General features: G+C 66.7%; 22 protein-coding genes and 1 pseudogene. 10 read left to right on the forward strand and 13 right to left on the reverse strand.

The window, feature by feature from the left end:
- Nucleotides 1-39: 39 nt before the first annotated feature.
- Nucleotides 40-798: a 3-hydroxyacyl-CoA dehydrogenase gene (locus ACSFCA_RS14350; RefSeq protein WP_093051251.1), complete on the forward strand. Its 759-nt coding sequence runs from the start codon at nucleotides 40-42 to the stop codon at nucleotides 796-798.
- On the opposite strand, the gene ACSFCA_RS14355 is transcribed toward ACSFCA_RS14350, so the two are convergent.
- Nucleotides 746-1693, reverse strand: a complete 948-nt coding sequence (locus ACSFCA_RS14355) for a YihY/virulence factor BrkB family protein (RefSeq protein ID WP_435459938.1) — start codon at nucleotides 1691-1693, stop codon at nucleotides 746-748. The two genes, ACSFCA_RS14350 and ACSFCA_RS14355, sit on opposite strands and share 53 nt — an antisense overlap.
- A gap of 82 nt (nucleotides 1694-1775) precedes the next feature.
- Between ACSFCA_RS14355 and dnaG the strand changes: the two genes are divergently transcribed.
- The gene (gene dnaG / locus ACSFCA_RS14360; RefSeq protein ID WP_435459939.1) at nucleotides 1776-3800 is read left to right on the forward strand and encodes a DNA primase; all 2025 of its coding nucleotides are present in this window, start codon (nucleotides 1776-1778) and stop codon (nucleotides 3798-3800) included.
- A gap of 123 nt (nucleotides 3801-3923) precedes the next feature.
- Here the strand turns inward: dnaG and ACSFCA_RS14365 are convergent, their stop codons facing one another.
- Complete coding sequence (locus tag ACSFCA_RS14365; protein WP_435459940.1) at nucleotides 3924-4256, reverse strand: hypothetical protein; 333 nt, start codon at nucleotides 4254-4256, stop codon at nucleotides 3924-3926.
- On the opposite strand from ACSFCA_RS14365, the gene rpoD reads away from it, so the two are divergent.
- The 3 genes from rpoD to ACSFCA_RS14380 all read left to right on the forward strand — a co-directional run bounded on the left by rpoD (nucleotide 4249) and on the right by ACSFCA_RS14380 (nucleotide 8907).
- Nucleotides 4249-6435 (forward strand): RNA polymerase sigma factor RpoD, encoded by a 2187-nt coding sequence (gene rpoD, locus ACSFCA_RS14370; RefSeq protein WP_256216814.1) that lies wholly within the window; start codon nucleotides 4249-4251, stop codon nucleotides 6433-6435. The genes ACSFCA_RS14365 and rpoD overlap by 8 nt on opposite strands.
- Before the next feature lie 89 nt (nucleotides 6436-6524).
- Nucleotides 6525-7760, forward strand: coding sequence for a multidrug effflux MFS transporter (locus tag ACSFCA_RS14375; RefSeq protein ID WP_093051261.1), 1236 nt, complete (start codon nucleotides 6525-6527; stop codon nucleotides 7758-7760).
- Between the two features lie 19 nt (nucleotides 7761-7779).
- Nucleotides 7780-8907, forward strand: a complete 1128-nt coding sequence (locus ACSFCA_RS14380; RefSeq protein ID WP_435459941.1) for an HPP family protein — start codon at nucleotides 7780-7782, stop codon at nucleotides 8905-8907.
- A gap of 23 nt (nucleotides 8908-8930) precedes the next feature.
- Here ACSFCA_RS14380 and ACSFCA_RS14385 read toward each other — a convergent pair whose 3' ends face one another.
- Genes ACSFCA_RS14385 through ACSFCA_RS14395 form a run of 3 tightly spaced genes read right to left on the reverse strand, consistent with a single transcriptional unit; the run spans nucleotide 8931 to nucleotide 12109 of the window.
- Complete coding sequence (locus ACSFCA_RS14385) at nucleotides 8931-9917, reverse strand: tripartite tricarboxylate transporter substrate binding protein (RefSeq protein ID WP_435459942.1); 987 nt, start codon at nucleotides 9915-9917, stop codon at nucleotides 8931-8933.
- 39 nt (nucleotides 9918-9956) lie between these two features.
- Nucleotides 9957-11165, reverse strand: a complete 1209-nt coding sequence (locus ACSFCA_RS14390; protein ID WP_435459943.1) for a CaiB/BaiF CoA transferase family protein — start codon at nucleotides 11163-11165, stop codon at nucleotides 9957-9959.
- Complete coding sequence (locus ACSFCA_RS14395) at nucleotides 11162-12109, reverse strand: hydroxymethylglutaryl-CoA lyase (protein ID WP_435459944.1); 948 nt, start codon at nucleotides 12107-12109, stop codon at nucleotides 11162-11164. Before ACSFCA_RS14395 ends, ACSFCA_RS14390 begins: the two co-directional genes overlap by 4 nt.
- Nucleotides 12110-12209: 100 nt before the next feature.
- Between ACSFCA_RS14395 and ACSFCA_RS14400 the strand changes: the two genes are divergently transcribed.
- The 3 genes and pseudogenes from ACSFCA_RS14400 (at nucleotide 12210) to ACSFCA_RS14410 (ending at nucleotide 14803) form a co-directional block, all read left to right on the forward strand.
- Nucleotides 12210-13112, forward strand: a complete 903-nt coding sequence (locus ACSFCA_RS14400) for a LysR family transcriptional regulator (RefSeq protein WP_435459945.1) — start codon at nucleotides 12210-12212, stop codon at nucleotides 13110-13112.
- Nucleotides 13113-13247: 135 nt separating this feature from the next.
- Nucleotides 13248-14141 (forward strand): annotated as a pseudogene (locus tag ACSFCA_RS14405) (MBL fold metallo-hydrolase); the annotation flags it as partial.
- A gap of 2 nt (nucleotides 14142-14143) precedes the next feature.
- Nucleotides 14144-14803 (forward strand): DsbA family protein, encoded by a 660-nt coding sequence (locus tag ACSFCA_RS14410; protein ID WP_435459946.1) that lies wholly within the window; start codon nucleotides 14144-14146, stop codon nucleotides 14801-14803.
- Here ACSFCA_RS14410 and ACSFCA_RS14415 read toward each other — a convergent pair.
- The 8 genes from ACSFCA_RS14415 to ACSFCA_RS14450 form a co-directional block, all read right to left on the reverse strand.
- Complete coding sequence (locus ACSFCA_RS14415) at nucleotides 14800-15504, reverse strand: ABC transporter ATP-binding protein (protein WP_258353906.1); 705 nt, start codon at nucleotides 15502-15504, stop codon at nucleotides 14800-14802. The genes ACSFCA_RS14410 and ACSFCA_RS14415 overlap by 4 nt on opposite strands.
- Complete coding sequence (locus tag ACSFCA_RS14420; RefSeq protein WP_435459947.1) at nucleotides 15497-16258, reverse strand: ABC transporter ATP-binding protein; 762 nt, start codon at nucleotides 16256-16258, stop codon at nucleotides 15497-15499. The genes ACSFCA_RS14415 and ACSFCA_RS14420 overlap by 8 nt, the downstream gene beginning before the upstream one ends.
- The gene (locus ACSFCA_RS14425; protein WP_435459948.1) at nucleotides 16255-17262 is read right to left on the reverse strand and encodes a branched-chain amino acid ABC transporter permease; all 1008 of its coding nucleotides are present in this window, start codon (nucleotides 17260-17262) and stop codon (nucleotides 16255-16257) included. The genes ACSFCA_RS14420 and ACSFCA_RS14425 overlap by 4 nt, the downstream gene beginning before the upstream one ends.
- On the reverse strand, nucleotides 17262-18134 hold the full coding sequence (locus ACSFCA_RS14430) for a branched-chain amino acid ABC transporter permease (RefSeq protein ID WP_258353903.1): 873 nt from the start codon (nucleotides 18132-18134) through the stop codon (nucleotides 17262-17264). Before ACSFCA_RS14430 ends, ACSFCA_RS14425 begins: the two co-directional genes overlap by 1 nt.
- A 216-nt stretch (nucleotides 18135-18350) precedes the next feature.
- Nucleotides 18351-19526, reverse strand: coding sequence for an ABC transporter substrate-binding protein (locus ACSFCA_RS14435; RefSeq protein WP_258353902.1), 1176 nt, complete (start codon nucleotides 19524-19526; stop codon nucleotides 18351-18353).
- Between the two features lie 166 nt (nucleotides 19527-19692).
- Nucleotides 19693-20679 (reverse strand): PDR/VanB family oxidoreductase, encoded by a 987-nt coding sequence (locus ACSFCA_RS14440; RefSeq protein ID WP_258353901.1) that lies wholly within the window; start codon nucleotides 20677-20679, stop codon nucleotides 19693-19695.
- Nucleotides 20680-20712: 33 nt separating this feature from the next.
- The gene (locus ACSFCA_RS14445) at nucleotides 20713-21489 is read right to left on the reverse strand and encodes a GntR family transcriptional regulator (protein WP_093051306.1); all 777 of its coding nucleotides are present in this window, start codon (nucleotides 21487-21489) and stop codon (nucleotides 20713-20715) included.
- On the reverse strand, nucleotides 21486-22592 hold the full coding sequence (locus ACSFCA_RS14450) for an aromatic ring-hydroxylating dioxygenase subunit alpha (RefSeq protein WP_258353900.1): 1107 nt from the start codon (nucleotides 22590-22592) through the stop codon (nucleotides 21486-21488). The genes ACSFCA_RS14445 and ACSFCA_RS14450 overlap by 4 nt, the downstream gene beginning before the upstream one ends.
- A gap of 146 nt (nucleotides 22593-22738) precedes the next feature.
- Here ACSFCA_RS14450 and ACSFCA_RS14455 point away from each other — a divergent pair, with 146 nt between their 5' ends.
- Nucleotides 22739-23860 (forward strand): 5-methyltetrahydropteroyltriglutamate--homocysteine S-methyltransferase, encoded by a 1122-nt coding sequence (locus ACSFCA_RS14455; RefSeq protein ID WP_435459949.1) that lies wholly within the window; start codon nucleotides 22739-22741, stop codon nucleotides 23858-23860.
- Between the two features lie 26 nt (nucleotides 23861-23886).
- Nucleotides 23887-24552 carry a glutathione S-transferase family protein gene (locus tag ACSFCA_RS14460; protein WP_435459950.1) on the forward strand — a complete coding sequence of 222 codons (666 nt, stop codon included), beginning with the start codon at nucleotides 23887-23889 and terminating at the stop codon, nucleotides 24550-24552.
- Nucleotides 24553-24576: the final 24 nt, after the last annotated feature.

The following is a 24576-nucleotide window of genomic DNA, read 5'->3' on the forward strand; positions in this document are numbered from 1 at the left end:
GGCGTCTTCGATAATGCCGGTCTCATCCAGGAGACTTCAATGCAGATCGATGGCAAGGTTTTTATCGTGACCGGTGGCGCTTCGGGCCTCGGCGAAGGCACGGCGCGCATGCTGGCCGCCAACGGCGCCAAGGTGGTGATCGCCGACATGCAGGCTGACAAGGGCGAAGCCGTTGCAAAGGAAATTGGCGGCGTGTTCGTCAAATGCGACGTGAGCCAGGAAGCCGACGGCCAGGCAGCCGTGGCCGCCGCACTCAAGCTTGGCAAGCTGGTCGGCCTCGTCAACTGCGCCGGCATCGCGCCGGCCGAGAAGACGGTGGGCAAGAACGGCCCGCACGCACTGGCCGTGTTCAGCAAGACCGTCACGGTCAACCTGATCGGCAGCTTCAACATGATCCGGCTCGCGGCCGACGCCATGGGCAAGAACGAGCCCGAAGCCACCGGCGAGCGCGGCGTGCTGATTTCCACCGCCTCTGTCGCCGCCTACGACGGCCAGATCGGCCAGGCCGCCTACAGCGCCTCGAAGGGCGGCGTGGTTGGCATGACGCTGCCCATCGCCCGCGACCTCGCGCGCAGCGGCATCCGCAACATGACCATCGCTCCCGGCATCTTCGGCACGCCCATGCTGTTCGGCATGCCGCAAGAGGTGCAGGACGCCCTGGCCGCCAGCGTGCCCTTCCCTTCCCGCCTGGGCACGCCCGAGGACTATGCCAAGCTCGCCAAGCACATCATCGAGAACGACATGCTCAACGGCGAGGTGATTCGTCTGGACGGAGCGATTCGATTGGCTCCCCGCTGACCTCGGAGGCCGGCAGCTTCGTACTGCCGGTGCGGTCCAGGCGCTCGTAGTTCGCGATCACCTGAGCCCCGAGCAGCACCAGCATGGCGGCGATCTCCAGGCTCAGCAGCACCACGATGGCCGTGGTGAGCGAGCCGTAGACCACGTTCACCTGCGACAAGGTCGAGAAGTACCAGATCAGCACGCGCCGCGTGGCCTCCCACAGCAGCGCGGCCGTCACGCCGCCCAGCAGCGCATGGCGCAGCGACATGCGCCCGGCCGGCATCACGAGGTAGAGCGAGGTCAGCATGAAGATCTCGCCGCCCAGCCCCAGCAGGTACAGCAGCAGCCCCGAAACGCCCGACAGCGACCAGCTGCGCCCCAGCAGGTCAACGCTTTCCCGCCCCACCAGCTGCAGCGCGCCCGACACCAGCGTGACCAGCAGCAGCCCCACGCACAGGCACAGGATGTAGATGTACGGCATGGCCACCGACACCAGGAAGTGGCGCTTGTGATCGGCCTTGCGGTGGTGAAAGATCACCGCCATCGCGCTTTCGAGCACGCTGAAGGCCAGCGAGCTGAAGAAGAGCATCGTCACCAACAGCACCGGCCCCAGCACGTCGCGATGGTCCAGGAAGCTCGACAGCTCGGCCACGATGGCCTTCGACTGCCCCGGCAGCAGCCAGCCCAGGTACTGTCCGATGGTGCGCAGCAGTTCGGCCTGCTCAATGAGGTGCGACAGCGCGATCACGCTCACGATCAGCAGCGGCACGATGGACAGCAGCGCGTAGTACGCCACCGCGCCCGCGAGCAGCAGCCCCTGGTTGGCGCGAAATTCCTTGAGCGCATCCCAGGCGAATCTCAGGGGGTGGCGCAGTAGCGGAGCGATGTGTTGCAGGGGTTTGGGCGTCGTCATGCATGGATTCCGGTCGCTTTCAGTATGCCGTCCGGCCGCGGGCCTTCGCCCGCTTGCGTATGATTTGCCGCTCTTCGCCTACATGACCATCCCCGCTTCATTCATCCAGGAACTCATCGCGCGCGCCGATGTGGTCGAGATCGTCGGCCGTTATGTGCAGCTCAAGAAGGCCGGCGCCAATTTCATGGGGCTGTGCCCGTTCCACGGTGAGAAATCGCCTTCTTTCTCCGTCAGCCCGACCAAGCAGTTCTATCACTGCTTCGGCTGCGGGGTGCATGGCAACGCCATCGGCTTTCTGATGGAGCATGCGGGCATGGGCTTCGTCGAGGCGGTGCACGACCTCGCCGGCCAGTACGGCCTGCAGGTGCCTGAGGACGACGCCTCCCCCGCCGAGCGCGCCCGCGCCGCCAGCCAGCGCCAGAAGCAGGCCACGCTGACCGACGTGCTCGAAAAAGCCGGCGACGCCTACCGCAAGCACCTGCGCCAGGCACCCGGCGCCATCGAATATCTGAAGGGCCGCGGTGTCTCGGGCGAGGTGGCCAAGCAGTTCGGCATCGGCTATGCGCCGGCCGGCTGGCGCGCGCTGGCCAGCGTGTTCCCTGATTACGACGACCCGCTGCTCGCAGAGAGCGGGCTGGTGATCGTCAACAACGAGGAAGGCAAGCTCAGCGACGAAGAAGCCAAGCGCTACGACCGCTTCCGCGACCGCGTGATGTTCCCGATCCGCAACGTGAAGGGCGAATGCATTGGCTTCGGTGGCCGCGTGCTGGGCGACGAGAAGCCCAAATACCTGAACTCGCCCGAAACGCCGGTGTTCAGCAAGGGCCGCGAGCTCTACGGCCTCTACGAAGCCCGCGCGGCCTTCCGCGACCGCGGCTATGCGCTCGTCACCGAGGGCTACATGGACGTGGTGGCGCTGGCCCAGCTCGGTTTTCCGAACGCGGTGGCCACGCTCGGCACGGCCTGCACCACGGAGCACGTGCAGAAGCTCTTCCGCTTCACCGAATCGGTGGTGTTCAGCTTCGACGGCGACGCCGCCGGCCGCCGCGCCGCGCGCAAGGCGCTCGACGGTGCCCTGCCCTATGCCACCGACGTGCGCAGCATCAAGTTTCTGTTCCTGCCGGCCGAGCACGACCCCGACAGCTTCATCCGCGAGCACGGCGCCGAGGCCTTCGCCCGCTTCGTCAGCGAGGCCACACCGCTGTCGCGCTTCATGCTCGAGGCCGCCCGCGAAGGCTGCGACCTGACCACCGCCGAGGGCCGCGCCCACATGACGAGCAACGTGCGCCCGCTCTGGAGCGCCATGCCCGACGGTGCCCTCAAGCGGCAGCTGCTGAGCGAGATCGCGACGCTGGTGCAGCTCGACGCGCCGGCGCTGTCGGAGCTCTGGGCCTCCACGCCGGGCCCGCGCAAGGCCGGCGGTGCACCCGCGCCGCAGCGCCAAGGCGAGCCCTCCGGCTACGGCGGCAGTAGTGGCGGTGACGACTACTACCCGGACATGCCCCCGCCGCAGGACTTCGAGCCGCCGCGCTATGAAAGCGATAGCAAGCCCAAGTTCCAGCAACGCAAGTTTGTCAAGGGCAAGCGCTGGGGCGGCAAGTTCGAAGAACCCATCGAGCCCCTGCGCGGGCGCGGCGCCCCGCCCAGCCGCCCGGACGTGGCAGTACGGCTGCTGCTGTCGAACATGGCGCAATGGGAAGCCCTGTCGCACGAGCTCCACGTGATGCTGTGCGACTTGCCCGGCCAGCACGGCGCGCTCTTCACCTGGCTCGACAGCCAGCTGCACGAGCACGGCGTTCAGCCCTGGGCGGCCCTGCGCGAAGGCCTGCGCGGACTCGACTTCGAGTCGCTGGCCGAGCGGCTGATGTCCGTCTCCGAAGCCGGCCCGGTGGCCGAGGGCGAGGAGACGCAGCACTTGGCCGACGCCGCCCGCGAACTCTCCAGCGTGCTCGATTTCATGCTCGACGACCTGCTCAAGGCCCAGCAGAGCGAGGCCATCGCCGCCGTGGGAAAAGACCCGAAAGCCCTGGAGCGCTACAAGGCGCTGGAAACCCGACGGCTCGAATTGCGTGCCCGTTTGCGCGCCTCGGGTTCAGAAACTGCTTGAAATTTGCGCAACACGCTATAATGTAGGGCTTCGCAACTGGCGAAATTAGGCAAGAGCGACAGCAGCACCTCCGGGCCGACCCCTAGCGCAACGCACTCCAACGGTAAATTCCGGCGGAAAGGGTCAATAACCGCAAGGACTGCATACCAAATGTTCGCCCGACATCTTGCCTGTTGAGGAATTAATTCCTCTTTCCCATTTGTTTTTAGTCCGTGCCTGTGCACGGGCTGTGGTGGCGCTGTCCGCGTGACGGTGCGCCTGTGATCCCGCTTGTTCTTTCTTGCCGTAACGAGGTCGTATGCCCAGTTCAAAGAAGCCTGCTCCTTCACTTGCCAAAAGCGTCGCCACCAAGCCCGCAACAGAAAAACCGTTGAAAGCCGGCGCGAAGCCGGCAACCAAGACGGCCGCCGCCGCATCCAAATCGGCAGCCGCAACGAAAGTGAAAACCGTGCCCACGAAATCGACCTCTCTCGACGATCCCAAAAAAGCAGCCGCCCCCGCAGCCAAGAAAGTCGGCCGCCCGCCCAAGGCCGCCGGCGCCGCCACGCCCGCCACCGGCGCCAAGCGCGGCCGCAAGCCCAAGGCTGACAAGGAAGCCCCCGAGAGCGACGTCGACCTGTCGGACATCGAAGACGACCTGGCCGGCGACGAGCCAGCGGTTGCCACGACCACCGAAGAGAAGGTCAAGCCGCTGCGCATGAAGATCAGCAAGGCGAAGGAACGCGCCTTGATGAAGGAGTTCGGCCTCGACGAGACCGTGCTCTCCGAAGAAGACCTGGCCAAGCGCCGCTCGCGCCTGAAGACCCTGATCACGCTGGGCAAGACCCGCGGCTATCTCACGCACGGAGAAATCTCCGACCACTTGCCCGACAAGCTGGTCGACGCCGAGACCATGGAAGTCGTGGTCACCATGCTCAACGACATGGGCGTGGCGGTGTACGAGCAGACGCCCGACGCCGAAACCCTGCTGCTGAACAACACCGCGCCCACCGCCACCACGGTGGAAGAAGCCGAGGAAGAAGCCGAAGCCGCTCTCTCCACGGTGGACAGCGAATTCGGCCGCACCACCGACCCGGTCCGCATGTACATGCGCGAAATGGGCACGGTCGAGCTGCTGACGCGCGAAGGCGAAATCGAAATCGCCAAGCGCATCGAAGGCGGCCTGATGGCCATGATGGAAGCCATTTCGGCCTCCCCCGCCACCATCGCCGCGATCCTCGAAATGGCCGCGACGATTCGTGAAGGCAAGGTCGTCATCTCGACCATCGTCGACGGCTTCTCGAACCCCAACGAGGCCGACGACTACGTGGCCGAAGAAGACTTCGACGAGTTCGACGAGGAAGACGACGACGACGGCAAGGGCGGCTCCAAGGCCCTGACCAAGAAGCTCGAAGAACTCAAGCGTGAAGCGCTCGATCGCTTCGACCGCATCGCCAGCATGTTCGAGAAGATCCACAAGATCTACGAGAAGGAAGGCTACGGCACGCCGGCGTACGTCAAGGCCCAACAGGCCGTGTCCGACGAGCTGATGACCATCCGCTTCACCGCCAAGACCATCGAGAAGCTGTGCGACCTGGTGCGCACGCAGGTGGACGACGTGCGCAAGAAGGAACGCGAACTGCGCCGCATCATCGTGGACAAGTGCGGCTTCCCGCAGGACGAGTTCATCCGCGACTTCAGCGGCTACGACAAGAACGGCAACCGCATCGCCTCCAACCTGCTCAACCTGAAGTGGGTCGAGAAGCAGGCCGCCGCCGGCAAGCCCTGGAGCACGGTGCTCGCGCGCAACATCCCGCCGGTGCAAGAGTTGCAGCAGAAGCTCGCCGACATCCAGTCGCGCGTGGTGGTGCCGCTGTCCGAGCTGAAGGACATCAACAAGCGCATGAACGAAGGCGAATCGTCTTCGCGCGACGCCAAGAAGGAAATGATCGAGGCCAACCTGCGCCTCGTGATCTCCATCGCCAAGAAGTACACCAACCGCGGCCTGCAGTTCCTTGACCTGATCCAGGAAGGCAACATCGGCCTGATGAAGGCGGTCGACAAGTTCGAATACCGTCGCGGCTACAAATTCTCGACGTACGCGACGTGGTGGATCCGCCAGGCCATCACCCGCTCGATTGCCGACCAGGCGCGCACCATCCGCATCCCGGTGCACATGATCGAGACGATCAACAAGATGAACCGCATTTCGCGCCAGCACTTGCAGGAGTTCGGCTTCGAGCCCGACGCCGGCATCCTGGCCGCGAAGATGGAGATTCCGGAAGACAAGATCCGCAAGATCATGAAGATCGCGAAGGAGCCGATCTCGATGGAAACCCCCATCGGCGACGACGACGATTCGCACCTGGGCGACTTCATCGAGGACAGCAGCAACACGGCTCCTATCGAAGCCGCGATGCAGGCCGGCCTGCGCGACGTGGTCAAGGACATCCTGGACAGCCTCACGCCGCGCGAAGCCAAGGTGCTGCGCATGCGCTTCGGCATCGAGATGAGCACGGACCACACGCTGGAAGAAGTCGGCAAGCAGTTCGACGTGACCCGCGAGCGCATCCGCCAGATCGAGGCGAAGGCACTGCGCAAGCTCAAGCATCCGTCGCGTTCGGACAAGCTGCGCAGCTTTATTGATACGCTCTAAGCCGGTCTCCCGGTATTTCCCCGACGAGGAGGCGCCCGCAAGGGCGCTTTCTTTTTGGCCCTTGCGATAAAAAGAACGGAGCAAACCTCATGAATCCCGATGCAGACAAACTCTGGCAGGCCCCGCGCTGGGCGCTTGCCGTGCTGCTCGCGGTGCTCGGCATGCTCGGGCCCTTTTCCATCGACACCTACATCCCGGCCTTCTCGGGCATTGCACAATCCATCGGCGCAACGCCGGCCGAGATGCAGCAGACGCTTTCGGCCTACCTGTTCGGCTTCGCGTTCATGAACCTGTTCCACGGCGCGCTGTCGGACAGCTTCGGCCGCCGCCCCGTGGTGCTGTGGGGCCTGGCCGTGTTCACGCTGGCCTCGCTGGGCTGCGCGCTGTCGCAGAACATCACGCAGCTGGTGCTGTTCCGCGGGCTGCAGGGCCTGTCGACCGGCGCCGGCATCGTGGTCTCGCGCGCGGTGATCCGCGACATGTTCCCGCCCGCCGAGGCGCAGCGGGTCATGAGCCAGGTCACGATCTACTTCGGCGTGGCGCCAGCCATCGCGCCCATCGTGGGCGGCTTCCTGTTCGTGCACGCGGGCTGGCACGCCGTGTTCTGGTTCCTGGTGGCGGTGGGCGTGGTGCTGTTCACGGCCAACTACAAGCTGCTGCCCGAGACACTGCACAAGGACCATCGCCAGCCCTTCCAGGTGCGGCACCTGATGCGCGGCTACTGGGACCTGTGCTCCGACCCGCGCTTCCTGCTGCTGGCCTTTGCGAGCGGCGTGCCCTTCAACGGCATGTTCCTCTACGTGCTGGCGGCGCCCGCATTCCTCGGCGACCACCTCGCGCTGCAGCCGCAGCAGTTCTTCTGGTTCTTCCTGCTGACCATCGGCGGCATCATGCTCGGCGCGCGCGCCAGCGGCCGCATGGCCGGCAAGGTCGCGCCCAAGCGGCAGATCCGCGACGGCTTCGTCATCATGCTGGCCACCTCGGTGGTCAACGTGGTGGCCAACACTTTCTTCCAGGCGCACGTGGCCTGGGCGCTGTGGCCGCTGGCGGTGTTCGCCTTCGGCTGGGCGCTGATGGTGCCGGTGGTCACGCTGCTGGTGCTCGACCTGCACCCCGAGCGCCGCGGCATGGCCTCGTCGCTGCAGGCCGTGATCGGCTCCACCGCCAACGGCATCGTGGCCGGCGCGGTGGCGCCGCTGGTGATGCATTCGACGCTCGCGCTGGCACTGACCTCCATGGGCATGCTCGCGATCGGCCTGGTCGCCTGGGTGTGGCTGCATGACCGCTGGCCCGAGATCGGGCGCATGGTGGCGCACGAAGGCTGAGAACGCGGACGAGGCTCCGATGCGCTTCGAAGCATTCCTGACTTACGCGCGTGCCTGGCTGCCAGGCCGCACCACCGTCGATGCCCGCGAGCGCCTGCGTGCAGTGGCGGGCGCGGGCCTCGGCCTGCTGGTCACTGCGCTGCTGTGCCGATGGATGGCCGGCCCGCTCGCCGCCTCCGTCTGGCTGATCGCGCCGCTGGGCGCCAGCGCCGTGCTGGTGTTCGCGGTGCCTGCCAGTCCACTGGCGCAGCCGTGGGCGGTGATCGGCGGCAACACGCTGTCGGCGGTGGTCGGCATTGCGGCCGCCAACTGGATTCCCGACCCGGCGCTGGGCGCCGCCGTTGCAGTGGCTGCTGCCATCGGCCTGATGTTCAGCGCGCGTTGCCTGCACCCGCCGGGTGGCGCCGCGGCCCTACTCGCGGTGCTGACGCACACCACGCATTTTTCGTCCGCCCTCTTCCCCTTCTTCACCAACTCGCTGCTGCTGGTGCTGGCCGGCGTGGCCTACAACTCGCTGACCGGTCGGCGCTATCCGCATGTGCAGGTGGCGCGCCCGCCTGCGTCCGATGCGCGCTTCAGCCAGGCCGACATCGACGCCGTGCTGGCCCGCTACAACCAGGTGCTGGACATCAGCCGCGACGACCTCCAATCGCTAATCCAGCAGACCGAGCTCGAGTCATACAAGCGGCGCCTGGGCACGCTGCACTGCGCCGACATCATGTCGCGCACGCCGGTCTCGGTGGAGTTCGGCACGCCGCTGCAGGAGGCGTGGGCGCTGATGCACGAGCGCCGCATCAAGGCCCTGCCCATCACCGACCGCACGCGCCGCGTGGTGGGCATCGTCACGCAGGCCGACTTCTTCCGCCAGCTCGACCTGCAGCACCACGAAGGCATTGCCGGCAAGCTGCGCGACCTGATCCGCGCCACGCGCACCGTGATGTCGAACAAGCCCGAGGTGGTCGGCCAGATCATGACGCGCCAGGTACGCGTGGCCAGCGCCGACCGGCCCGTGGTCGACCTGGTGCCGCTGTTCTCCGAGGGCGGGCACCACCACATCCCGATCATCGACGGCGAGAAGCGCCTCGCGGGGATGATCACGCAGTCGGACTTCGTGCGTGCGCTCTACCGCGCGGTTGCGCCGGCGTAGGCAGCCGCCACGCCCTTACGCCTTTACTCCAGCACCACGTTCGCCTTCTTCACCAGCGCCGCATAGCGCGCCGCCTCGCTGCGGAAGTAGCTCGCGGCCTGCTCCGGTGTCGTGGGCTTGATGACGTTGCCCTGCTTGTCCATCGCATCGCGCACCTCGGCGCTGGTGAACGCGGCGGCCACCGCGTCGTGCACGCGCTGGACATCGGCCGCCTGCATCTTCGGCGGGCCGATCACCGCGAACCAGCCTTCGACCGCGTAGTTCGGCAATCCCTGCTCCGCGATGGTCGGAATGTCCGGCGCGGCTGGCGAGCGCGCGGCGCTGCACAGGCCGAGGGCGCGCAACGCCCCGCTCTTGATGTGCTGCTGCACGGCCGGCAGCGCGACCACGCCCATCTCGACCTGCCCCGCGATCATGTCGGTCACCATCGGCCCGGTGCCCTTGTAGGGAATGTGCCGCGCCTTCACGCCGGCCTCGTCCATGAACATCTCGCCGGCCAGGTGAATGATGGTGCCGTTGCCCGACGAGGCGTAGTTGTAGCCCTCGGGCTTCGCGCGCAGCAGCGCGACCAGCTCCTTCACGTTCTTCGCGGGCAGCTTCGGGTTCACCACCAGCACCAGCGGCGTCGCGCCCACCACGCTGATCGGCGTGACGTCGTTGATCGCGTCGAAGGGCATCTTCTTGAACACTGCCGGGTTGATGACGTGGTTGTTCGACACCATGCCCAGCGTGAGCCCGTCGGGCGCGGCCTTGACGATGGCCGCGGCGCCGGTGATGCCGCCCGCGCCCGGCAGGTTCTCGATCACCACCGGCTGGCCGAAGGCCTTGCCGAGCGCGACCGATGCAGCGCGCACGATGGTGTCGACGCCCGAGCCCGCGCTGATCGGCAGGATGAAGCGGATGGGTTTGTCGGAGCCCTGCGCAAGCGCGGGGCATGCGGCCACGGCGGCGGCGCACGCGCCGAGGCCGAGCACCGCGCGGCGGTTCATCGAAGGAAATGTCTGGGTCATGGTGTTGTCTCTCTTTATGTTCTTGAAAAGTCGCTCTGCTCAGGCTACGGCCGATTCGGCGTGTAGCGCATCGACCTGCTCACGCGCATAGCCCAGTTCGGCCAGCAGCTCGCGCGTGTGCTCGCCCAGCGTCGGCGGGTGCAACCGCACGCCGAGGCGTTCGCCACCGAGCGTGATCGGGAACAGCGTCGTCTGCGCCATTTCTCCAGCACGCTCGCCGTCCGGCAGGCGGATGTCCGCCAGGCCGCCGGTGGCCTTCAGGTGCGGGTCGTCGTAGAGGTCTTCGGGCCGCGTGATCGGCGCGAACGGCAGCCCCCTGGCCTCGAAGATCGCCGACAGCTCCGCCGCCGAATGCCCGGCCAGGCGCTCGCGCAAGTCGGCGAGCAGCGTGGGCCGCAGGCGCACGCGGTCGTTGTTGGTTCGCAGGGCGGAGTCGGCCCTCAGGTCGTCGAAGCCCAGCGCGTCGCAGAAAGTGTTCCACTGCGCGTCGCTCACGGCGGCCAGGAAGATCTGCTCGCCGTCCTTCACGGTGAACACGTCGTACAGCGCCCATGCCGAGATGCGATCGGGCATCGGCGCCGCCGCCTGCCCGGTGATCGCGTACTGCAGCATGTGCTGCCCGACCAGGAACACGTTGTTCTCGAACAATGCAGACTGCACCTCCTGCCCCTTGCCGGTCTCGGCGCGCTGCATCAGCGCAGCGATGGCGCCGATGGCACCGAACATGCCGCCCATGATGTCGTTGACGCTGGTGCCCGCGCGCAGTGGATCGCCGGGGCGGCCGGTCATGTAGGCCAGCCCGCCCATCATCTGCACCACCTCGTCGAGCGCAGTGCGGTGCTCATAAGGGCCTGGCAAGAAGCCCGTGTGGTTGACGTATACGAGGCGCGGGTTGAGTTTGCCGAGCGCGGCGTAGCCCAGGCCGTACTTGTCCATGGTGCCGGGCTTGAAGTTCTGCGCCACCACGTCGGCCGTGGCACACAGGCGCAGCGCGGCTTCCAGCCCCTGCGGGTGCCGCAGATCGAGCGCGATGCTCTTCTTGTTGCGGTTGAACATGGGGAAGAAGCCCGCGCCCGCGCCCAGCAGGTGCCGCGTGCGGTCGCCATCGATGGGCTCGACCTTGATGACCTCCGCGCCCAGATCCGCGAGCACCATGCCGCAGGTCGGGCCCATGACCATGTGGGTGAACTCGACCACACGGATGCCGGTGAGCGGCAGGCGCTTTTCTTCAGTGCCTGTCGTGCTCATGCCGTGACTCCCGCCGTCGCAGAAAAGGTCTTCGGAAAGCCCGCGCGCCACACCGTGCCCTGCAAGGTTTCGCCTTCGAGCCAGCCCGCCACGCGCCGGCGCAGGTCGAGCAATTTCGGCAGATCGACGCCGGTCGCAACGCCCATGCTCTCGAGCATGAAGACAAGGTCTTCGGTATCGACATTACCGCTGGCGCCTGGCGCATGCGGGCAGCCGCCGATGCCGGCCAGGCAGGCGTCGAAGCGCGTGATGCCGACTTCCAGCGCGGCATACGCATTCGCGAGCCCCATGCCGCGCGTGTCGTGGAAATGGCCGCACCACAGACGGTCGCCAGCGATGCGCAAGGCGCGCTCGAACAGGCTGCGCACCATCGCCGGATCGGCATAACCCACGGTGTCAGCGAGGCTCACGCGGTCAGCGCCGGCGTCGAGCAGCGCCTGCATCAGCCGCAGCACCTCGTCCGGCTCGACGTGGCCCTGCAGCGTGCAGCCGAAGGCCGTGCCCACGCCGCCGTCGATCAGCGTTTTGGAGCCTGCCGCATCGCGCGCCGCGCGCATGCGCCCGACCTCGGCCACCACCTCGTCGGGCGTCTTGCGCAGGTTGGCGAGGCTGTGCGCATGGCTGGCCGAAAGCGGCACGACCATCAGGTCGGCCCCGCCCTCGATGGCTCGTTCGGCGCCTTTGAGGTTGGGCACGAGCACCGAGGCGAAGAGCTCCGGCAAGGTCTTGGCATAGGCCAGCAGTTCGGCTGTGTCCGCAAGCTGCGGCAGCAGATGCGCCGGCACGAACGAGCCGACCTCGATCTCGCGCTGTCCGGCCGCGTACGCGTCGCGGATCCATTCGAGCTTGCGTTCGGTGGGCAGTACACGGGCGATGCTCTGGAGGCCGTCGCGCAGGCCCACTTCGCGGACGACCGCGCGTGGCGGCAGGAAGGCGTGAATCAAGGCTTTGTCTCCGTCGTGAGGGTACAGAGTCGATGTTAGAAGTTCCGATTCGATCCAGAAGGTATATTTTGGAAGCCATCTGATTCCAGAACGGAACATCATGAGAGACCTCGACCTGACCACCCTGCGCCTGTTCGTGGCCGTCTGCGAAACGCGCAGCATCGCGCGCGCCGGCGAGCAGGCCAGCATCGTCGGCTCGGCCATCAGCAAGCGGCTGGCCCAGCTCGAAGAAGCCGTCGGCACGCCGCTGCTGCTGCGCAAGCGCCGCGGCGTGCTGCCCACGCCGGCCGGCGAAACCCTGCTGGAGCACGCCCGCGCGATGCTCGGCAGCGCGAACCGCATCGAGCGCGACATGGCCGCCTACGCCGGCGGCGCGCGCGGGCACGTGCGCATCCTGGCCTCGGCCTCGGTCATGGCCGAATCGCTGGCCGAGGACGTGGCCGACTTTCTGCAAGACCCGGCGCACCGCAACATCCGCGTCGACATGGAAGAGCGCGTGAGCCCCGAGATCGTGCGCGGCATCCGCGAGGGCAGCGCCTCCATCGGCCTGTGCTGGGACGCCGCCGACCTCGACGGCCTGGAGCGGCGCGATTACCGCACCGACCACCTCGCCATCGTCGCGCATCCCTCGCACCCTGTGGCAAGGCACGAACACGTGCGCTTCGAGCAGGTGCTCGACCATGAATTCGTCGGCATGCCCGCGCTCAGTGCGGTGCAGCTGATGCTGGCGCGCGAGGCGGCGGTGGCGGGCAAGCCGCTGGTTTACCGCGTGCTGGTGTCCAACTTCGATGCGGCGCTGCGCGTGGTGCGCGCCGGACTGGCGATCAGCGTGGTGCCGGCGGAGGTTGCGCGGCCCTTCACCGATGCCTTCGGCCTGCGCCTGATGCCGCTTACCGATGCGTGGGCGCGGCGGCGTTTTGCAATCTGCTTCCGCAGTGAGGCGGCGCTGTCGCCGTCTGCTCAATTGCTGGTCGCACACCTTGAGCGGCGCGCCACGGATTGACGGCCAGGCACCCCATTCGACCGAAATCCGAAACTATCCATTGCTCTGGAGCGGGTTTTTATTTCGATTCGCGCAACCTACATTCGAAAGGTCAGAGCTGTCACTCCTTCACACCGCACACAGAAAGACCACCGCATGTTCCGCAGAGCCCTCCTCTCCGCCGCCGCCCTTGCCACCACCCTGAGCCTCGCCCCGCTCGCTGCGCAGGCTGCCCAGCCGCTCAAGCTCGACGTCTACAACCCCGGCGCGAAGTCGATGTTTCCGGTCTCTTCGGAAATCGTCACCGGCCAGACCGACGCCGTGCTGATCGACGCGCAGTTCCAGCGCAACGACGCCGAGGCGCTCGTGCAGAAGATCAAGGCCACGGGCAAGAAGCTCACCACGGTCTACATCAGCCACAGCGACCCCGACTACTACTTCGGCCTCGACGTGATCCAGGCCGCCTTCCCCGACGCGAAGATCGTCGCCACGCCCCAGACCGTGGCCGCCATCCAGGCCTCGAAGGACGGCAAGCTCGCGCACTGGGGCCCGATCCTGAAAGACAACGCGCCCAAGGCGCTGGTCGTGCCGCAACCTTTGGCCGGCGACAGCCTCACGCTCGAAGGCCGCAAGATCCAGGTCGTGGGCCTCGACGGCCCCACGCCCGAGCGCAGCTTCGCGTGGATTCCCTCGCTGAAGGCGGTGGTCGGCGGCATTCCGGTGTCGGCCAACATCCACGTTTGGGTGGCCGACACGCAGACGCCTGAATCGCGCCGCGACTGGATCAAGACGCTGGGCCGCATCGAAGCGCTGCACCCGAAGACCGTGGTGCCCGGCCACTACCTGCCGAATGCCGACGGCAGCGCGCCCTACTCGCTCGCCTCGGTGAAATTCACGCGAAGCTATCTGCAGGCCTTCGAAACCGAAGCCGCCAAGGCCAAGGACTCGGCAGCGCTGATCGCCGCGATGAAGAAGCGCTACCCGAAGCTGGAAGACGCCTCGTCGCTGGAACTCGGCGCCAAGGTCATCAAGGGAGAAATGAAGTGGCCGCAATGAACGAAGCAGTGAGCGAAGGCGCCACGCTCCACTACATCTTCGACCCGCTGTGCGGCTGGTGCTATGCCGCCGCGCCGCTGGTCGACGCGGCGCGCAGCGTGCCGGGCCTGAAGGTCGAGTTCCACGGCGGCGGCATGATGACCGGCGCCAACCGCCGCTCGATCACGCCGCAGTGGCGCGAGTACGTGATGCCGCACGACCGGCGCATCGCGGAACTCACGGGCCAGCCCTTCGGCGAAGGCTACTTCGAGGGCCTGCTTCGCGACACTGGCGCGACGATGGACTCCGAGCCGCCGACCACCGCCATCCTCGCGGCCGAGTCGCTGCGGGCAGGCGGCGGGCTGGACATGATCCATCGCCTGCAGCGGGCGCACTACGTCGAGGGCCAGCGCATCGCCGATGAGCAGGTGCTGAAGGCGATCGCCGCCGAACTCGGCTTCGATGCCGAAGCCTTCGCGTCGGCCTTCGAGGGCCTGTCAGGCGAATCGACCGCACGGCACTTCGCCGAAAGCCGCCAGTTCCTGCAGCGCGCTGGCGGCCAGGGCTTTCCGACCTTCGTGCTGACGCAGGCCGATGGCAGCGCCAGCCGCATCGACATCGGCCCATGGCTCGGCCGCGCGGAAGACTGGAAGGCGCGCCTGGCGGAACTCGTCTAGCGCGCGACGCCCAGCAGGCGGTCGAGCACTTCAGGCTGCGTGCGCAACGTCGCGGCCTTGTCGGTGTGCACGATGGTGCCGTGGTCGAGCACCACCGCTTCGTCGGAAATCGCGAGGATCGCCTGCGGATGCTGCTCCACGATGATCGCGGCCAACCCCTCGTCCTGCGTGATGCGGCGGATGGCGCGCAGCAGCTCTTCCACGATGATCGGCGCGAGCCCTTCGAGCGGCTCGTCGAGCAGCAGCAGCTTCGGGTTCAACACCAGCGCACGGCCCACGGCCAGCATCTGCTGCTCGCCGCCCGAGAGCTGCGTGCCGAGGTTGGTCTTGCGCTCGGCAAGGCGCGGGAACATCTCGTAGACGCGCTGCGGGTTCCATTTGCCCGGCCGCTCCACCGCCGTGAGGTTCTCGTGCACCGTGAGCGACTTGAAGATGTTGCGCTCCTGCGGCACCCAGCCGATGCCGGCCGCCGCACGCTGATGCGGCGCGAGCTTGTGCAGCGCCTGGCCGCCCAGCGTGATGCTGCCGCCGTGCTGGCGCGTCGCGCCCGCGAGCGTGTTGATCAGCGTGGTCTTGCCCGTGCCGTTGCGGCCCAGCAGAGCCAGCGTCTGGCCTTCGCCGAGCGCGAACGCCACGTCGTGCAGCACCACGGCCTCGCCGTAGCCGGCGCTCAGGTTTTCTATTCGCAGCAGCTCAGACATGAGCGCTCTCCCCGTGGCCCAGGTAGACCTCTTTGACCTTCGGATCGTTGGCGATGGTTTCGGGGTCGCCTTCGGTCAGCAGCGTGCCGTTGACCAGCACGGTCATGCTGTCGGCAAAGCTGAACACCAAGTCCATGTCGTGCTCGATCAACAGCACCGACACATCGGCGGGCAGCGCGGCCACGGTCTGCAGCAGTTCTTCGCGCTCGCCGGCGGGCACGCCCGCCACGGGCTCGTCGAGCAGCAGCACGCGCGGCTCGCAGGCCAACGCAATCGCAATCTCCAGCAGGCGGCGCTTGCCGTAAGCCAGGTGCTTCACCTGCTGTTGCGCCACGTCGCCCAGGTGGAACTGTTCGAGCAGTTGCCCCGCGCGCTCGGCAATCGCCTTGCTGGCGCCGAGCGGCCGCCACCATTGCGCGCCGATGCCCTGGTGCTGCGACACCACGAGCGCCAGCGTTTCGAGCGGCGTCATCGAATCGAACAGCTGGTTGATCTGGAAGGTGCGCACCAGCCCGCGCGCCACTCGCTTGTGCGGCGCGAGCGTGGTGATGTCTTCGCCCAGCAGCGTGATGCGGCCTTCGGTCGGCGTGAGCACGCCCGTCAGCTGGTTGATGAGCGTGGTCTTGCCCGCTCCGTTGGGGCCGATCAGCGCATGGCGTGCGCCGCGCTTGAGCTCCATCGTCACGTTGTTGGTGGCGGTGATGCCGCCGAAGCGCATCACGAGGCCATGGGTCGAGAGCACGGTGTCGGTCATGCCACACCACCTTTCTCGGCCTTCTTCTTGCCGCCCAAGCCGAACCATGTCCACGGCTTGAGCAGGCGGTCGCGCCCCACGAGCACCAGCAGCACCAGGATCAGGCCGATCCAGAACATCCAGTACTGCGGCGTCACGGCCGACAGCCAGGTCTGCAGCAGCTTGAACACGATGGCGCCCGCCACGCCGCCATAGAGCCAGCCCACGCCGCCGATGACCAGCATCAGCAGCACATCGGCCGAGCGGTCGAAGGCCAGCACGTCGAGCGAGGCGAAGCCGGTGGTCTGCGCGAGCAGCGCGCCCGCGGCGCCGGCGATGCCCGCCGCCACGGTGTAGATCACCACGAGCCGCGACACGACCGGAATGCCGATGGCCATGGCGCGCAGCCGGTTGTCGCGAATGGCCTTCAGCGTGGCGCCGAACGGCGAATGCACGAGCCGGCGCATCACGAGGAACAGCACCAGCATCACGGCCAGCGAATACCAGGCGGCCGTGCGGCCGTACAGATCGAACTCGAACAGGCCGAGCACCGGCCCCATCACCACGCCCTGCAGGCCGTCGGCGCCGCCGGTGAGCCAGTCGAGCTTGTTGGCGAGTTCGAGCAGCAGCAGCGCGGTGCCGAGCGTGACCATCAGCCGTGTGAGGTCACTGCCGCGCAAGATCGTCACGCTGGCCACGAGGCCCAGCAAGGCCGACAGCACGGTTGCGATCACCAGCCCCACGGTCGGGTCCGGCATCACGAGCTTGGCGAACAACGCCGCCGCATACGCGCCGAAACCGAAGAAGGCGGCATGACCCAGCGACACGATGCCGGTGTAGCCAAGAATCAAATCGAGCGACATCGCGAACAACGCGACGATGGCGATCTCGTTGACCAGCAGCGAGTGCGAGGGCATGACGAGCGGCAGCGCAAAGGCCACGGCCCAGGCCACGAATTCGAGCGGGTGCCAGCGCGCCTTGCGCAAGAGGGCCGACTGGAACTCGGTGGTTGAAGGCGCACTCATCAACGGCCTCCCTTGCGCGTGAACAGGCCCTGGGGCCGCCACATCAGGATCATGATCATCAGGAGGTAGACGGTGAACGCACCCATCTTCGGAATGAAATACTTGCCCGCCACGTCGGCGATGCCCAGCAGCAGCGCCGCCGCGAGCGGCCCGGTGATCGACGAGGTGCCGCCGACCGACACCACGATCAGGAAATAGATCATGTACTTGAGCGGGAAGGTCGGGTCGAGCCCGAGAATTTCCGCGCCCAGCGCACCGCCCAGGCCCGCGAGCCCCGAGCCCACGGCGAAGGTCAGCAGGAACACGATGTTCACGTTGATGCCCAGGCCCGCCGCCACGCGCGGGTCATCGACCGCGGCGCGCAGCCGGCTGCCGAAGCGCGTCTTCGAAAGAATGAGCTGCAGCACCACGGTGAGCACCGCGCACACGCCGATGATGAAGAGCCGGTAGTGCCCCATGCCCAACAGCAGCGCGCCGTCGCCGATCTCGGTGCGCCCGCGCAGCCATTCAGGCAATTGCACGTTCTGCTGCGAGGAGCCCACGAAGTAGTCGATGGCCGCCACCGCCATGAAGGCAAGGCCGATGGAAAAGAGCACCTGGTCGAGGTGCGGCTTGCCGTACATCGGCCGGTAGAGCGTGCGTTCGAGCAAGGCCCCAGCCAGCGCGACGACGATGAATGCGAGCGGCAGGCAGGCCAGGAAGGGCACGCCGAGCTTCTGCATTGCGAACACCGTGAGGTAGCCACCCGCCATGGCGAAAGCGCCGTGTGCGAGGTTGATGAAGTTCATCAGGCCGAGCGTCACGGCGAGGCCTACCGCCAGCACGAAGAGCAGCATGCCATAGGCGATGCCGTCGAAAAGAATGGTCAGCATGTCGTGTTTTTTACGAAGCTATTTCTGGGGCTGTTCGTTTCGTTCGGGGTGCGTGCTTATGCCGGCCGATCAACGACTGCTCTGAAAGATCACGCCGATGGGGTGCCTTGCGCAGCAAAATAAAGGAGGAGGCCGAAGGCCGGGGGACATTCGCGGAGCAAGGTACCCCGTCGGCGTGATCGCGCCCCGAACAACAACGCCCCCCAGAGACAAGCCTCACTTGGCTTTACCTGGATCCTTCACGCCCTTGATCACATCGAACTCGACGTTGTAAAGCTGCCCGTCCTTCTTCTCGACCTTGCGCAGATACACGTCCTGCACGATGTCGCGCGTCTGCGCATCAATCAGCACCGGGCCGCGCGGGCTCTCGAAGACCTGGCCCTTCATGGCCGCCAGCAGCGCTTCGCCGCCGCCCTGCCCCTTGGTGATCTTGAGTGCTTCGTAGATCACGCGCATGCCGTCGTAGCCGCCCACAGCCATGAAGTTGGGGCGCATCTTCGGGTTGGCCTTCTCGAAGGCCTCGACGAACTTCTTGTTCATGGCCGAGGGGTGCGCGGCCGAGTAGTGGTGCGAGGTGACCACGCCCAGCGCGCCGTCGCCCATGTCGTTGAGCTGGTCGTCGTCCGTCACGTCGCCGGTGGCGATCATCTTGATGCCGGCCTTGTCCATGCCGCGCTCGAGGAACTGCTTCATCACCGCCGCGCCTGCGCCCGAGGGCACGAAGACGAACAGCGCGTCGGGCTTCACGTCGCGCACCTTCTGCAGGAAGGGAGCGAAGTCGGGGTTGCGCAGCGGCACGCGCAGCTTGTCGAGCACCTTGCCGCCATTGAGCTGGAAGCGCTCGCTGAAGAACTTCTCGGCATCGTTGCCCGGGCCGTAGTCGGCCACCAGCGTGACGACCGTCTTCACGCCATTCTTCGGCGCCCAGTCGCCCATGGCCACCGACACCTGCGGCAGCGTGAAGCTCGAACGGATGATGTAGGGCGAGGCCTCGGTGATGCTCGACGTGGCCGCCGCCATCACCACTTCTGGCGTCTTCGACTGCGTGGCAATTGGCGCCACGGCCAGCGCCAGCGGCGTCAGGCCAAAGCCGGCCAGCACGTTGACCTTGTCGTTCACCACCAGCTCCTGCGCGAGGCGCTTGGTCACGTCGGGCAGGCCAGTGTCGTCCTTGACGATCAGCTCCACCTTCTTGCCGGCCACGGTGTCGCCGTTCTGGGCCATGTACAGGCGCGCGGCGGCTTCGATCTGGCGGCCGGTGGAGGCCGACTGGCCCGTCATCGGAAGGATCAGGCCGATCTTGAACTTGTTGGCGTCCTGGGCACTGGCCAGCGACATTGAAAGCGCAAGTGCCGAGAGGGCGGCGGTCTGGATGAGATGGCGTCTTTGCATGTTTTTTCCTTTGAGGGGCGGAACGCGAACCGGGGCTATTTTCAACACTTTGCAACATCCGGCGGAGCAGGCAATCACCTAGCCGGCCAAGACTGTTGACCTTTGTTGCGCGATTGCCAAATGAACTGCGCGATCATCGCGCAAGGCAGCTTGCAGAGCGGGCAGGTCAGCTGTCGGCGCGGTAGGCGGAGTCGAGCGTGAGGGTGCCCACGGCGCGCGACACGCAGGCGCAGATGCGCGTGGTCGACTTCTTTTCGTGCTCGCTGAGGAACACGTCGCGGTGATCGATCTCGCCGTCGACGGCGATCACGTCCATGGCGCACAAGCCGCATTCGCCGCGCTTGCAGTCCGAGAGCGTCTGTACGCCGGCTGCGTCGAGGGCTTCGAGCAGCGTGCAGTCGGCCGGCACCGTAATGGCCAGGTCGTGCCGGGGAATGCGCACTTGGAAGGACTGCGTGGCCAGGCGGCCGCTGCTGCCGAAGGTTTCGAAGCGCAGGTCTTCGATGGCACGGCCGGCTGCGTGCCACGCGCGCTTGACGGCTTCGAGCATGGGCACCGGGCCGCAGGTGTAGAGCTGGCCGCCGGACGGCAGCGCGGCGATGGCAGCGGCGAAGTCGATGGGAGCCGAGCCTTCATGAGCTTCGACGCCCTCGCCCAATGCCTCTTGCAGATGCGACAGATAGCCGAGCTCGCCCGCATGCCGCGCGCCGTAGAGCATCTTCACCGGCACGCCGGTGCGCCTTGCGTGCGCGCCCAGCCGCTGCGCCATCAGCACCAGCGGCGTGATGCCGATGCCGCCCGCCACCAGCAGGTAGCCGGGCGCCGAGAGGTCGAGCGGAAAGTGGTTCTGCGGCGCGCTCACTTGCAGACGGTCGCCCACGGCCAGCCGCCACATTGCGAGCGAGCCGCCACGGCCGTCATCGAGCCGCTTGACGGCGATGCGCCAGCACTGGCCGTCGCCCTCGCCCACCAGCGAGTACGAGCGGGTCTGCACCTTGCCCTGCGCCGTCAGCACCTGCACTTGCAGGTGGGCGCCGGGTTCATGGGATTCGGCAAAGCCGCCGTCGGGGCGCAGTTCGAATTCGCGCACGGTGGGCGTGACATCGCGCAGCGCAACGACTTGCGCCTGCATCCATTGAAGATCGCTTTTCATCGGGAGAACAACCGGAGAGAGAAAAAGGAGAAATCAGCCGCGCCGGCGGATCAGCTGCACGCCCGGCAGCGGTCGCTGTTCGGCGGTGGGCGTGCCGTGCAGCGCATCGCGCAGGTTGCGCCGCGCGATGCGGCTGTGCTCGCGCATCAGCGCCTCGGCACGCGAGCCTTCGCCGGACTCGATGGCGTCGAGCACCTGCACATGCTGGTCTTGCGCAATCACGAGCATGTCGCGCGCGGCCGGCGAGTTGGCCTGCACGATGACGAAGCCCGAGGGCGAGGCAAACGGCAGGTTGATCACGCGCTCCAGCTGCTGCGCGATGACGGGGCTGCCCGCCATTTCGCAGAGCAGCGCGTGGAAGCGCTCGTTGTGCGTCACGTAGCGCGAGAAGGCCGCGTCGTCGAGTGCGGGCTCGCGCAGCAGCTCGTCGATGCGCTGCAGGCAGGCGCGCGCCTCGCGCAGCACCACGGGCGCCGCGCCGCGCTCGGCCGCGAGCCGGGCGACCAGTCCTTCGAGCGTGCCGCGCAGCTCGATGGCGTCGGCCACGTCGCGCTCCGAAAAAGTACGCACCGCATAGCCGCCGTTGGGCAGCGCTTCGAGCAGGCCCTCCTGTTCGAGCCGCATGAGCGCGGTGCGCACCGGCGTGCGCGACACGCCAAGCTGCTCGGAGATGGCCACTTCGGCAATGCGCGCGCCACCGGGCAACTCGCCCGCAAGGATCATCTCGCGCAGCCGCAGTTGCGCCTTCACGGCCTGCGAACTGCCGCTGTCGCCGGGCTCGGCGGCGGTGGAAACGGCAGCGACCTTCACGCGGCTGCCTTTTCGGCCGGCCGGATCGGGATCGCGGCGCGCGCGGGCTTTTCCTTTTCGATCATGCGGTCGATCAGCCGTCGCGCCCACATCGAGCCGGCGTCGATGTTGAGGTTGTAGAACTTGTGGTCGGGGTGGTCATCCATCGCCTTCTGCTGCGCCTCGAGCACGAGCTCGTCTTCACGGAAGATGCCGGCGACGCCTTCACGCAGCTCGTGCGTGAGGCGCTGCTCGCCCAGGCAGTAGTTGCGCGAGAAGGCCCAGAAGTAGAGGCAGGTCTTGTCGGTCTCGGGCGTGATGGTGTTGAGCACGTAGCCGTTGACGCCCTTGCTGCGGTCGCCAGGGTCGCTGCCCTGGGGCACCGCGCCGCTGCCCGCCTCGGCCACGCCGACGTCGATGTTCACGGTGCACGGGCCTTCGAAACGGATGATCTGCCAGCGGTCGACCTTGCCGGTGTAGCCGCGCGCATGGCGGATCTGGCTGCCCCAGAACGGCGGCGGGTCGATGTCTTCCATCCATCGCGTGACGGTTGCCGAGCGGTCGCCATGCGTGGCCACGAAAGGCGCCTCGGCCACTTCGCGGTTGCCGATGGACGAGCCGTGCACGAAGGTCTCGTGCGTCAGGTCCATGAGGTTGTCGACCACGAGGCGGTAGTCGCAGTTGACGCGGATCATCTTGCCGTCGCCGGCCCAGGCGGGGTCGTCGTTCCAGTGCATGTCGGGCACCAGCGCCGGGTCGGCCTTGGCCGGATCGCCGGGCCAGATCCACACGAAGCGGTGCTTCTCGACCACCGGAAAGCTGCGCACGCAAGCCGAGGGGTTGAGCGTTTCCTGGCTCGGCATGTGGGTGCAACGCCCCTGGCTGTTGTAGACGAGGCCGTGGTAGCCGCAGACCAGTTCGTCGCCCTCGAGGCGGCCCAGCGACAGCGGCATCAGCCGGTGCCAGCAGGCGTCTTCGAGCACGGCCACCTGGCCATCGGTGCGGCGGAACAGCACCACTTTCTGGTTGCAGATAGTGCGTGGCAGCAGCGCGTGACGCACTTCGACGTCGTAGGCGGCGGCATACCAGGCGTTCAGTGGAAAGGCGGTCGTGGGCGTTTTCATGAATACTCAATGTATACAGAAAACTATAAATTTCCAGCTTTTAAAGCCATTTCGAGGGTAAACACTGAGATATCTGTATACAGGCATCGACATTTCGAAGGCGATACGATGTTCCGCTCGTTCCCCAAATCACGACGGAGTCATCCATGTCACAGCACGCCGCCTTGCCTGCCCGCTACGACCACGTGGGCAGTTTCCTGCGCCCCAAGTACCTGCTCGAAGCCCGCGAACAGAAAGCCAAGGGCGAGATCACGCCCGAACAGCTTCGCCTCGTCGAAGACAAGGCAATCACCGAGATCGTCCGCTTCCAGGAAGACATTGGCCTGAAGAGCATCACCGACGGCGAGTTCCGCCGCACCTACTTCCACATCGACTTCCTCGACCAGCTCGGCGGCGTGAAGACCGACATTCCGGTCACCATCCGCAAGCCCGACGGCACCGAAGAACTCGCTCCGCCCGCGATGCGCGTGCTCGACAAGGTGCGCCACATCAAGGACATCCAGCTCGCCGACTTCCAGTACCTCAAGAGCCAGGTCTCGGCGGGCCGCACACCGAAGGTGACGATCCCCTCGCCGACCATGCTGCACTTCCGCGGCGGACGCGCCGGCATCAGCAAGGAGGCGTACCCCGAGCTCGACCCGACGTTCTACGACGACGTGGCCAAGGCCTACGGCGACGAGCTGCGCTCGCTGGCCGCCGCCGGCTGCACCTACGTGCAGATGGACGACACCAACCTCGCCTACCTGTGCGACGAGCACATGCGCGAAGCCGCCCGCAAGCGCGGCGACGACCCGAACGAACTGCCGCACCGCTACGCCGCCTTCATCAACAAGGTGGTGGCGCAGAAGCCGCCAGGCATGCTGCTGGCCATGCACCTGTGCCGCGGCAACTTCAAGAGCACGCACGCCGCGGCCGGCAACTACGAGCCCGTGGCCGAGGCGCTGCTCAAGGAGATGGACCTCGACGCCTACTTCATGGAATACGACGACGCCCGCTCGGGCGACTTCAAGCCGCTGCGCTACCTGCCCAAGGGCAAGACCGTGGTGCTCGGCCTCGTGACCACCAAGTTCGGCGAGATGGAAGACAAGGACGAACTCAAGCGCCGCATCGAGGACGCCGCCAAGTACGCCTCGCTCGACCAGCTCGCGCTGTCGCCGCAGTGCGGCTTCTCCAGCACGGTGCACGGCAACAACATCGCGGTGGAAGCGCAGCGCAACAAGCTGCGCCTGGTGGTCGAGACCGCGCAGGAGGTCTGGGGCTCGACCTGACGCGCCGTTTCTGGTGAAGTCGGGGCATGACGACTCACATCTACTCAGGCCCCCTCAGCATGTTCGGCGCCAAGGTCGAGATCGCGGCACGCGAAAAAGGCGTGCCCTTCGAACTGGTCATGGTGCCCTTCATCGAAGGCGACGCCTACGAGCCCAAGCATCCCGAGGTGCTTCGGGTCAACCCCGTCAAGCAGCAGGTGCCCGTGCTGGTCGACGACGAGGTCTCGCTGTTCGACTCGACGCAGATCTTCGAGTACCTCGAAGACCGCTACCCCAGCCTTGCGCTGTGGCCCGAAGGCATTGCCGAACGGGCCCGCGCGCGGCAGCTGGAGCAGAAGTCCGACGAGGTCTTCTTCCCGAATGTCATCAAGCTCTTCGGCCTGCAGGACGCCATGCAGAGCCCTCCCGCGCTCGCGGCCTGCGCCGGCTGCGCGCGCTTCTACGAAGAGATGGAAGGCCTGCTGGCCACGCGCGAGTACCTGGCCGGCTCCTATTCCTTCGCCGACATCGCCTTCTACATGGCCTGTGTGTTCGCCGACCGCAAGGGCGCCGGCATGACCGCTGCCACGCCGCGCCTGCTGGCCTGGCGCACGCGCGTAGGCGACCGGCCCGCAGTGCGCGCGGTGGTCGATCCGATGATGCGATTCCTGGCCTCGCAAGGGCGCGGCGTGCCGGCCTTCCTGCAACGCTGAAGGGACACTGAAGGCACAGCGCGC

Source organism: Variovorax multivorans, assembly GCF_051216835.1.
Classification (GTDB): domain Bacteria; phylum Pseudomonadota; class Gammaproteobacteria; order Burkholderiales; family Burkholderiaceae_C; genus Variovorax.